This is a genomic window from Methylorubrum podarium (assembly GCF_022179745.1).
Classification (GTDB): Bacteria; Pseudomonadota; Alphaproteobacteria; order Rhizobiales; family Beijerinckiaceae; genus Methylobacterium; species Methylobacterium podarium.
This window is the reverse complement of sequence record NZ_BPRD01000206.1, coordinates 1-9365: the sequence shown is the minus strand read 5'-3', so window position 1 is coordinate 9365 and position 9365 is coordinate 1. Positions and strand designations below refer to the sequence as shown.

At 71.0% G+C, this 9365-nt stretch carries 11 protein-coding genes; 4 read left to right on the top strand and 7 right to left on the bottom strand.

Annotation, left to right across the window (positions count from 1 at the left end; genetic code table 11):
- Positions 1 to 170: 170 nt before the first annotated feature.
- The 5 genes from MFF42_RS11065 to MFF42_RS11045 all read right to left on the bottom strand — a co-directional run bounded on the left by MFF42_RS11065 (position 171) and on the right by MFF42_RS11045 (position 3986).
- A complete protein-coding gene (locus MFF42_RS11065; protein ID WP_017485580.1) occupies positions 171 to 377 on the bottom strand; it encodes a Trm112 family protein in 207 nt (68 codons plus the stop codon).
- A gap of 61 nt (positions 378 to 438) precedes the next feature.
- Positions 439 to 1107 carry an LON peptidase substrate-binding domain-containing protein gene (locus MFF42_RS11060; RefSeq protein ID WP_238255805.1) on the bottom strand — a complete coding sequence of 223 codons (669 nt, stop codon included), beginning with the start codon at positions 1105 to 1107 and terminating at the stop codon, positions 439 to 441.
- An 82-nt stretch (positions 1108 to 1189) separates the two neighbouring features.
- Entirely contained in the window at positions 1190 to 2098 is a 909-nt protein-coding gene (locus MFF42_RS11055; RefSeq protein ID WP_238255804.1) for a thioredoxin family protein, read from the bottom strand.
- A gap of 284 nt (positions 2099 to 2382) precedes the next feature.
- Positions 2383 to 2922 carry a hypothetical protein gene (locus tag MFF42_RS11050; RefSeq protein WP_238255803.1) on the bottom strand — a complete coding sequence of 180 codons (540 nt, stop codon included), beginning with the start codon at positions 2920 to 2922 and terminating at the stop codon, positions 2383 to 2385.
- Positions 2923 to 2993: 71 nt separating this feature from the next.
- Positions 2994 to 3986 carry a glutathione S-transferase family protein gene (locus tag MFF42_RS11045; RefSeq protein ID WP_238255802.1) on the bottom strand — a complete coding sequence of 331 codons (993 nt, stop codon included), beginning with the start codon at positions 3984 to 3986 and terminating at the stop codon, positions 2994 to 2996.
- A gap of 207 nt (positions 3987 to 4193) precedes the next feature.
- On the opposite strand from MFF42_RS11045, the gene MFF42_RS11040 reads away from it, so the two are divergent.
- Entirely contained in the window at positions 4194 to 5312 is a 1119-nt protein-coding gene (locus MFF42_RS11040; protein ID WP_238255801.1) for an NADH:flavin oxidoreductase/NADH oxidase, read from the top strand.
- A 110-nt stretch (positions 5313 to 5422) separates the two neighbouring features.
- Here MFF42_RS11040 and MFF42_RS11035 read toward each other — a convergent pair whose 3' ends face one another.
- Entirely contained in the window at positions 5423 to 6205 is a 783-nt protein-coding gene (locus MFF42_RS11035) for a phosphodiester glycosidase family protein (protein ID WP_238255800.1), read from the bottom strand.
- 229 nt (positions 6206 to 6434) lie between these two features.
- Between MFF42_RS11035 and MFF42_RS11030 the strand changes: the two genes are divergently transcribed.
- Complete coding sequence (locus tag MFF42_RS11030; RefSeq protein ID WP_238255799.1) at positions 6435 to 6944, top strand: hypothetical protein; 510 nt, start codon at positions 6435 to 6437, stop codon at positions 6942 to 6944.
- Positions 6945 to 7006: 62 nt separating this feature from the next.
- Here the strand turns inward: MFF42_RS11030 and MFF42_RS11025 are convergent, their stop codons facing one another.
- Positions 7007 to 7411 carry a DUF4174 domain-containing protein gene (locus MFF42_RS11025; RefSeq protein WP_238255798.1) on the bottom strand — a complete coding sequence of 135 codons (405 nt, stop codon included), beginning with the start codon at positions 7409 to 7411 and terminating at the stop codon, positions 7007 to 7009.
- 119 nt (positions 7412 to 7530) lie between these two features.
- On the opposite strand from MFF42_RS11025, the gene curA reads away from it, so the two are divergent.
- Both curA and ssb read left to right on the top strand, forming a co-directional pair.
- Positions 7531 to 8547, top strand: coding sequence for an NADPH-dependent curcumin/dihydrocurcumin reductase (gene curA, locus MFF42_RS11020; protein ID WP_238255797.1), 1017 nt, complete (start codon positions 7531 to 7533; stop codon positions 8545 to 8547).
- A gap of 204 nt (positions 8548 to 8751) precedes the next feature.
- Entirely contained in the window at positions 8752 to 9294 is a 543-nt protein-coding gene (gene ssb, locus MFF42_RS11015) for a single-stranded DNA-binding protein (RefSeq protein WP_238255796.1), read from the top strand.
- Positions 9295 to 9365 lie beyond the last annotated feature (71 nt).

The window sequence follows — 9365 nt, the reverse complement described above, 5'->3', positions numbered from 1 at the left end:
AAGGCACCGCACCGCCTCATCCTGAACCACCCCCACCTCCTGCCTCCTCCCCACAAGGGGGAGGAGCGGGGCGACGGCGGCCGAAGTGATCAACCGGAAACGGTATTATCGGTCGCGCCGCTGGATCGCTTCGCGCCGCTCGCGATAACGGCGCCCATGACAGAAAAGAATCACTCCGTCAGCGAGCGCGCCTCTTCCGGCAGCATGATCGGGATGCCGTCGCGGATCGGGTAGGCCAGCTTGGCGGAGCGGCTGATCAGCTCCTCGCGGGCGGAGTCGTATTCCAGCGGCTCCTTGGTCAGCGGGCAGACGAGGAGTTCGAGCAGGCGGGGATCGACCCGGGTCGCCTCGACGGGCGGGGCAGAGGTGTCGGCCATGGTTCGTGTCACTTCCGGTGGGCTGACTCGCGGCCGGCGGAACGGCCGGGAGACGTGAAAACTACTGCAGGGTCGGCTCGGAGCCGCTGGCGCGCACGAGTTCCATCTCGGTCACGGCGACCAGCACCTCGGCCCGCGTCTTGAGGTCGGGCGCCTCCAGCATCGCCTGCTTCTCGCGCACGCCGAACGGGCTCATCATGCAGAGCGCGTTGACCAGCGCCTCGTTCGGCGCCTCCTCGATGCCGGCCCAATCGACCTGGAGCTCGTTGGCCTCGATGAAGTTGCGCAGGGCTCGCAGCACGCCCTCGCGATCGACCGCCTCCTCGCCCGCCCGCGCCTCGAAATCCTGGGCGAAGGTCTCGTAGGACACCTGGCAGCGGCGGTAGGCGGTGGTGACGGCGAGTTCGCTCTCGACCCGGAAGCGGCTGACGCCGGTGAGCGAGATGAGGTAGCGCCCGTCGCCGGTCTCGGCGAACTGGCTGATCCGCCCGGCACAGCCGACGCGGTAGAGCCGGGGGCTGAGCGGCGAGCCGCCGCCCTCCGCGTCGGGCTGGATCATCCCGATGATCCGCTCGGAGCGCAGCGCGTCGTCCACCATGGCGAGGTAGCGCGGCTCGAAGATGTTGAGCGGCATCTGCCCCCGCGGCAGCAGCAGCGCCCCCGGCAGCGGGAAGATCGGAATGATGGCGGGGCAATCCGCCGGCGACTTGCAGCTCGGCTGCGGACTCATGCGCGGCTTTCCTGCTGAGGGAGGGGGCGGCGGGTGCCCCGTCCGGCTTCGGTCGCCGTCACGCTCTCGCGGGGATTTTGCCTCACGAGAACAGCAGCGTCGAGAGTTGGCGGCGTCCGCGGATCGCGGCCGGGTCCATCAGGCCCCAGGCCTCGAAGAACTGCAGCAGCTGCTTGCGCGCGGCGTCCTCGTTCCAGGTCCGGTCGGCGCGGGCGATGGCGACGAGCTGGTCGACCGCCTCGTCGCGCTTGCCGGCGGCGTTGAGGCCGAGGGCGAGGTCGAACCGGGCCTGGAAGTCGTTCCCGTCGGCCTCGATCCGCTTCTGCAGGCCGGCGAGGTCGCCCAGGCTCTCGGCCTGATCGGCGAGTTCGAGGGCCGCGCGCACGCCCGCGAGCAGCGGGTCGTCGGCCTTGTCCGCGGGCACCATGGCGAGAACCTGCCGGGCGTTCTCGGTCTCGCCGAGTTCGAGCTGGGTCTTGGCCAGCCCGGCGATGGCCTTGAGGTTCTCCGGCTCCTCGCGCAGCACCGCGGCGTAGAGTTCGGAGGCCGAGGCGAGGTCGCCGGCCGAGGCGACGGCGGCGGCCTCTTCGAGCACCTGATCGATCTCGGAGGGGCCGGCGAGCCGGTCGACGAAGGCGCGCACCTCGGTTTCCGGCACGGCGCCCATGAAGGCGTCCACCGGGCGGCCGCGGTCGATCGCGATCACGGCGGGAATCGATTGCAGGCCGAGCTGCTGGCCGATCTGCTGCCAGACGCCCGGATGCTCGTCGATGTTGAGCTTGGCGAGCTTCACCCGGCCGCCGGCCGCCCGCACCACCTTCTCGAGGACCGGCGTGAGCTGCTTGCACGGGCCGCACCAGGGCGCCCAGAAATCGACGATCACCGGCTGGTTCATCGATTCGGCGATGACGTCCTGCCGGAAGCCCGCCGTGGTGGTGTCCTTGATGAGGCCGTCGGCGGGAGCGCCGGCGGCGGCGTTGGCTTCGAGCATGGAGCCCTCGAACAATCACAAAAACGCACGTCGGTGCGTGCCGCGCAGGTTCGCACCGCACCGGCCCGTTACATGGGGCTTCGCGACGCAGCTGACCAGACGTTTTCGAAGGGCCGCCGGGAACGAATTCGGGGCGATCGCTTGAAAGCGATCACCCTTATTTTTCGCTGGCCTCAGTCGCCGGCGCCCGCCTCCGCGGGCTCAGGCTATCGCTCCGCGCGGCGCTCTTCGCGCCGCGAAGCCGCTTGAGCGGGTTCGAGCGATAGCCCTGAACGGATTCCCGCTCAGGGCTTGGGCGCGCTGGCCGGCCCCTCCTTCGGGGCGTCCTTCGCCGGGCCTGCGGCCCCCTCCTTGCCCGGCTCCGCGCCGGGTTTGGCATCGGTGACGAACACGCCCGCATAGGTCTTGCCCTGCGCATTCGCCTCGCAGGCGATCATCGTCTTGCCCGGCTCGGGCCGCGAGAACTTGCAGGCGCCGACCGCGGGGGTGGGACTGCGGACGATGCCCTCCTTGTTCTTCATGCCCGCCACCACGAGGCTGATCGGCTGCAGCTGCTCGGTTTCCTCGGTCTGCTCGTGCTGCGCCCCGGAGCCGCTGAAGCTCAGGGTCTGACCGTCCCAGGCGGCGAAGTCGAAGGTCGTGCGCCCGCGCGAGACCGTGTTGACGAGCTGCTCCTTGCAGTTCTGGGTGACGTCGAGGCCGCCGATCACCAGACGCTCGCAGCGGCCGGTCATCGTCACCTCCGCCCCCTGCTGGGCCGTGGCCGGGCCGGCGGCCAGCAGGCCGAGGAGCGCGAGAAGCGGGGCGCGCGAGAGGGTCGTCATGGCGTGGGGTTCCTCCTGGTCGGCACTCGGTGCCGCGTGTCGCGATGGATATTTCCCGAGCTGCGGCCGGTTCAACCGCCGAAGCGCAGGGCGCGATCGTTGGGCGCATCGAAGTGGAGTTCGGGGCCGAGCGGCACGATCCCCGTCGGATTGATGCCGGCATGGCTGCCGTAATAGTGGCGCTTGATCTGGTCGAGGTTCACAGTCTCCGCCACGCCGGGCAGGGCGTAGAGGTCGCGAAGGTAGTTCGAGAGGTTGGGGTAGTCCGCGATCGGGCGCCGGTTGCACTTGAAGTGCCCGACATAGACCGCGTCGAACCGCACCAGCGTGGTGAACAGGCGGATGTCGGCCTCGGTCAGCGACGATCCGCAGAGGTAGCGCTGCCGGTCGAGCCGGTCGTCGAGCGCGTCGAGCTCGGCGAACAGGGCGGTGAAGGCCTCTTCGTAGGCGTCCTGCGTGGTGGCAAAGCCCGCCTTGTAGACGCCGTTGTTGACCCGGTCGTAGACGCGCGCGTTGACCGCATCGATCTCGGCCCGGAGGGCCTCCGGGTAGAGGTCCGGCCCCTCCGCGCCGAAGGCGTCGTTCAGCATGCGGATGATCTCGGCCGATTCGTTCGAGACGATGGTCCGGCGCGCCTTGTCCCACAGCACCGGCACGGTCACGCGGCCGGAATAGTCGGGCTTGGCGCGGACATAGATCTCGTAGAGCCGCTCGGCGCCGAACAGCGGCTCGGCGGTCGAGCCCGGCACGCCGCCCTCCTCCTCGGCCCGAAACACCCAGCCCTCCTCGCGCATGTACGGCGAGACCACCGAGACGGTGATGGCCGCCTCCAGACCCTTGAGCCGGCGGACGATCAGCGTGCGGTGGGCCCAGGGGCAGGCGAGCGCGACGATGAGGTGGTAGCGCCCCGCCTCGCCCGCGAACCCGCCCTCCCCCGAGGGGCCGGGGGCGCCGTCGGGCGTCACCCAGTTGCGGAAGGCGGCGGCCGAGCGCTCGAAGCGCCCGCCGGATTTGGCGGTGTCGTAGCCCCTGTCGTGCCACGCGCCCTCGACCAGCAAGCCCATCCCGAACGATCCTCTCGCGCTGCGCAGGGAGTGAGATGGGGGAGTCGGCCGCCGGGGGAAGTCTGCGGCAAGGATCCGGCGAACGGATCCCGCCGATCGATCCCGCGAAGGATCTCGGATCTCCCATGCGCGGTTCCGGGCTGGTGGTCGGGACCCGCCTGTCCCAGATAGCCCGCCGACCGCCGCCACCGTGTCCGGAGCCTGCCGATGTCCGCCCGCCTGTTCGAGCCCCTGCGCCTGGACGCCCTGGAGCTCGAGAACCGCATCATCATCGCGCCGATGTGCCAGTACTCGGCGCTGGCCGGTGCGGCGACCGACTGGCACCTGATGCATCTCGGCCAGCTCGCGCAGTCCGGGGCCGGGCTCCTCACCCTGGAGGCGACGGCGATCTCGCCCGAGGCGCGGATCTCGCCCGGCGATCTCGGCCTCTACGACGACGCCACCGAGCGGGCGCTGGCCCGGGTGCTCGACGCCGTGCGCGGCGCCGCACCGATCCCGGTGGCGATCCAGATCAACCATGCCGGCCGCAAGGCATCGAGCCGCGCCCCCTGGGAGGGCGGCGCGCAGATCGCGCCGGAGGCCGTCGACGGCTGGCTCACCGAGGCGCCCTCGGCGATCCCCCACGCGGCGAGCGAGGTGCCGCCGCACGCCCTCGACGCGGAGGGCTTGAAGCGGGTGCGCGAGGGCTTCGTCGCCACGGCGAAGCGCGCCATGCGGCTGGGCATCGACGGCGTCGAGCTGCACGGTGCCCACGGCTACCTGCTGCACCAGTTCCTGTCGCCGCTCTCCAACCGCCGCGAGGACCAGTACGGCGGCAGCCTGGAGAACCGGATGCGCTTCCCTCTCGAATGTTTCGAGGCGGTGCGCGAGGCCGTGCCCGCGGGCAAGCCGGTCTGGATGCGGGTCTCGGCGACGGACTGGGTCGAGGAGGGCTGGGACCTCGACCAGACGGTGGAGCTCGCCCGCGCCCTCGGACGCCGCGGCGCGGCCGCCATCCACGTCTCGACCGGCGGCCTCTCGACCGCCCAGAAGATCCCGCTGGGGCCGGGCTATCAGGTGCCCTTCGCCGAGCGGATCAAGGCGGAGACCGGACTCACCACCATCGCGGTCGGCCTCATCACCGAGCCGCGCCAGGCGGAGACCATTCTGGCCGAGGGCAAGGCCGACGCGGTCTCGCTCGCCCGCGCGATGCTCTACGATCCCCGCTGGCCCTGGCACGCCGCGGCCGAACTCGGGGCGCAGGTGCGGGCGCCGAAGCAGTACTGGCGCAGCCAGCCGCACCAGTACAAGGATCTGTTCAAGAGCGCGGCCTTCGGGCAGCGATAGCGCCTGCTCCAGAGCATCGTCCTGGAGATCGAATCCAGGACGATGTTTTAGGTCTTTGAATTTGCATCGTCTTTTTCCGAAAGCCGGCAGCCACCTTTCGGGACGATGCTCTACTTGCCGACGGCCCCCACCAGCGGCCCGAGCGGGCGGCTGAGGTCGGAGCGGCCGAGGCCGGGCGCGTAGAGGCTCGACACGCTGCCGTCGAGGAACAGGGCGTTGCGGCAGCCGAGGCTGTCCTTGAACAGGCGGGCGAAGGCGCCGAAGGTGACGGGGCGCTCCGAGATCGCGAACACCGCCACGCGCCCGCCGTCGCGGACGCCGACGCCGTTGCGGATCTTCTGGCTCGGGCCGTCCGCCGAGATCTTCGGGTGGACCTTGCCGTCGATCACCAGCATCGGCCCCGATTGCGTGGCGAAGTCGGGGGCCGGCTTGGCCCGCAGGTAGCGGGGGGTGTCGAGCACGCCGGCCCGGTCGCCCTTCACGTAGAAGACGCCGTTCGGCTTGAGGTGGAAGTTGCCCGGCCCGTTAGCGGTGGAGACGCCCTTCATCTCGCGCCCCTCCTCGACATAGAGCCCGACCGGGGCCTGCCCCTTGTCGTACATGCCGGCATTCATCGCGAAGCTGAGGCGTTGGCCCTGCCGCTCGGCGAGACCCGACAGCGAGCCGTAGGGCAGCCCGTCCGCGCCGAGCCAGAACAGCCGCACGCGCTCGCGCCGCAGATCGACGGTGCAGACCGTGTAGGGCTGGCCTTCGAACTCGACCGCCTGGCACGGCCCCTTGGCCGGAGCGGTGACCGCCGTCGCGGCGGCCGGTTGCGCCCGGGCCGGCGCCGATGCGAGCGGGCCGAGGGCGGCGACGAGAACGGGAACGAGAACGGCGAGGCGGCGCGTCACGGGCGGGCGGTTCCTGTCTGGCGGCCGCCTGCCCGGAGCAGGCTCGGCCGTGTGCGCCCTCCTCGCGCGAAAGCATGGCAGCATTCAAGCGGACATCATCGGCGCTCTCTTCCCGATCGCCGGCACGGCCGCGCCGCCTTCGGGACCAGAGGTCGCAGGGACCGATTTTTCCCGCCGAGCGTTCAAAGCCAACGGGGGATGGCGAAATTCTCTCTCGGGAGACGATCTGATGAAAAGGGTTGTTCTGGCATCGGCCGCGATGGTGGGCGCGCTGATGATGATCCCGGCAACCGCCGATGCCCGTCCGGGCTTCGGCGGCTTCCACGGCGGTGGGTTCGGCGGCGGGTTCCGCGGTGGCGGCTTCGGCGGGTTCCGGGGCGGCGGCTTCGGCGGTCCGCGCTTCGGCGGCGGGTTCGCCGGCCGGGGCGGCTTCTATCGCGGGGCCGGCTTCGGCGGCTGGCGCGGCGGCTATGGCGGCTGGCGCGGTGGCTACGGCTACCGGCGCGGCATCGGCCTCGGCGGTGTCGGCCTCGGGCTCGGCCTGGGCCTCGCCGCGGGCGGGCTCTACGGCGCCTATGGCGGCTACGGCTATCCCTACGGCTACGGCGGATGGGGCAGCCCCTACGGCTACTCGACCGTCGGCTACGACCCCTATTACGGCGGCGGCTGCTACACCGTCCCGCGCCTGCGCTGGACGCCCTGGGGCTATCGCCGGGTCCTTGTCGAGCGCTGCTACTGATCAGCTAATCGGTTACGGAACGACGAGGGGCCGCACGCGGCCCCTCTTCTCTTCGCACAACATCAGCGCCGCTTCGCCTCGTCCCGCCGCATCGGCATGGCGTCGATGGTCGAGAACAGGCGCTGCGGCGCGATCGGCTCCTCCGAGGTGAGCTTGGCGCCGCCGTCCTTGCCGACGAGGACCGCCCGGAAGGCATCGCCCGGCAGGCCGAGACGACGGCGCAGGGCCACCGCGTCGGCCCCCGGTCCCACCGCCTCGACCGTGACGAGATCGCGCTCGGACGCTCCCGTCCGCGCGGAAGCGAGGGCCTGCCGTTGCGCCGCGAGGCGCGGGTCGCCCGCATCGCCCGCCGCCAGGACGAGGACCCGCGCCTTCCAGCGGTAGCCCGCCAGCGGATCCTCCCCCGCCGCCCCGGCGGGGCCGGCCGCCAGCACCGCCGCGGTCAGGGCCGCCATCCTCCACGCCATCGCGCATCTCCGCCCAGTGCTGCCTCGCGAAGGCCGCCTCGCCGAGGCCGTCTTGCATTGCCGGAATCAGCGCGCGACCCATCTGCCCGGTTCCGTCTCGAACAACGCCGGAGCGCGCCATGGCCCTCGTCAACCGTCGGATCGTGCTGGCCGCGCGCCCGCACGGCGAGCCGAAGCCCGAACATTTTCGCCTCGAGGAGGGGCGCCTTCCGGCCCCGAAGGAGGGGGAGGTCCTGCTGCGGACCCGCTGGCTCTCCCTCGATCCCTACATGCGTGGGCGGATGAGCGCGGCGAAATCCTACGCCAAGCCGGTCGAGATCGGCGAGACCATGGTCGGCCAGACGGTGAGCGAGGTGGTCGCCTCGGAGAACCCGGCCTTCGCCGAGGGCGACCTCGTGCTGGCCAATGCCGGCTGGCAGGACTTCGCCGTCTCGGACGGGCGCGGCCTGCGCCGCCTCGACCCTGCCGACGGGCCGCCGAGCCAGGCTCTCGGCATCCTCGGCATGCCCGGCATGACCGCCTATGCCGGCCTCCTCGAAATCGGCCGGCCGCAGCCGGGTGAGACCGTCGTGGTCGCTGCCGCCACCGGACCCGTCGGCTCCCTCGTCGGCCAGATCGCCCGCATCAAGGGCGCGCGGGCCGTCGGCATCGCCGGGGGCGCGGAGAAATGCGCCTACCTCACCGAGACGCTCGGCTTCGACGCGGCGGTCGATCACCGCGCCGACGACTTTCCCGAGGCGCTCTCCCGCGCCTGCCCCGAGGGGATCGACGTGTATTTCGAGAATGTCGGCGGCGCCGTGTTCGACGCGGTGCTGCCGCTCCTCAACGACTTCGCGCGGGTGCCGGTCTGCGGCCTCGTCGCGGGCTACAACCTGAGTGAACTGCCCCCCGGCCCCGACCGCTCGCCGGTGCTGATGCGCGCCATCCTCACCAAGCGGCTGACATTGCGCGGTTTCATCGTCTGGGATTTTGCCGCGATGCAGGGCGACTTCCTGCGCGACGTCGGCGGCTGGCTGCGGGCCGGACGGGTCAAGGCGCGGGAGGACGTGGTCGAGGGACTGGAAAACGCTCCCACCGCCTTCGCCGGGATGCTGAAGGGCGCCAATTTCGGCAAGCTCGTGGTCAAGGTGTCCTGACGCGAACCAGGCTCCGGCGAGCGCGACGGCGCTTGTCGGACTGAAAGAACAGATATAGAACATTTACGAGGGCGCGGCCGCGGTGGTTAGCGTGCACAAGCGTCGCCGACGGCTTGCCCGGCAGGGCGCCATGCTCAAGAGTCGCGGCCTTCGCGGGCGTCACGAAAAAATGCCCTGTGAGATCGGTTCGAATGGAGAGATGAGATGGCGGGCAGCGTCAACAAGGTGATTCTGGTCGGCAATCTCGGGCGCGATCCCGAGACCCGGCGCCTGGCCTCGGGCGACCCGGTGGTGAACCTGCGCATCGCGACGTCGGAGTCCTGGAAGGACAAGATGTCGGGCGAGCGCAAGGAGAAGACCGAGTGGCACTCGGTCGTGATCTACAACGAGAACCTCGCCCGCGTGGCCGAGCAGTACCTGCGCAAGGGCTCGAAGGTCTACATCGAGGGCCAGCTCCAGACCCGCAAATGGGCCGACCAGTCGGGCGTCGAGAAATACACGACCGAGGTGGTGCTCCAGCGCTTCCGCGGCGAGATGACGATCCTCGACGGCCGCGGCGGGGGCGGCGGCGACTTCGCGGGCGAGGACGAGGGCGGTGGCCAGATCAGCCGCGGCGGCGACCGGGGTGGCGACCGCGGCGGACGCGACGAGTACGGCGGCGGACGCTCCGGCGGCGGCGACCGCCGGCCTTCCTCGGGCGGCGGCGGCAAGCCCAACTACGACCTCGACGACGACATCCCGTTCTAGGATTTTCGAGACCGGGGACGGCTCGACGGGGGGATCGGCGCGGACAGCGCCGGTCCCCCCGTCGAGCCGTC

Bases quoted from the DNA above. Each gene is read 5' to 3' on its own strand.
- MFF42_RS11050 (WP_238255803.1), bottom strand. From the start codon at position 2,922: ATGACGACCCTCTCGCGCGCCCCGCTTCTCGCGCTCCTCGGCCTGCTG.
- ssb (WP_238255796.1), top strand. From the start codon at position 8,752: ATGGCGGGCAGCGTCAACAAGGTGATTCTGGTCGGCAATCTCGGGCGC.
- MFF42_RS11040 (WP_238255801.1), top strand. From the start codon at position 4,194: ATGTCCGCCCGCCTGTTCGAGCCCCTGCGCCTGGACGCCCTGGAGCTC.
- MFF42_RS11055 (WP_238255804.1), bottom strand. From the start codon at position 2,098: ATGCTCGAAGCCAACGCCGCCGCCGGCGCTCCCGCCGACGGCCTCATC.
- MFF42_RS11065 (WP_017485580.1), bottom strand. From the start codon at position 377: ATGGCCGACACCTCTGCCCCGCCCGTCGAGGCGACCCGGGTCGATCCC.
- MFF42_RS11030 (WP_238255799.1), top strand. From the start codon at position 6,435: ATGAAAAGGGTTGTTCTGGCATCGGCCGCGATGGTGGGCGCGCTGATG.
- MFF42_RS11060 (WP_238255805.1), bottom strand. From the start codon at position 1,107: ATGAGTCCGCAGCCGAGCTGCAAGTCGCCGGCGGATTGCCCCGCCATC.
- MFF42_RS11025 (WP_238255798.1), bottom strand. From the start codon at position 7,411: ATGGCGTGGAGGATGGCGGCCCTGACCGCGGCGGTGCTGGCGGCCGGC.
- MFF42_RS11045 (WP_238255802.1), bottom strand. From the start codon at position 3,986: ATGGGCTTGCTGGTCGAGGGCGCGTGGCACGACAGGGGCTACGACACC.
- curA (WP_238255797.1), top strand. From the start codon at position 7,531: ATGGCCCTCGTCAACCGTCGGATCGTGCTGGCCGCGCGCCCGCACGGC.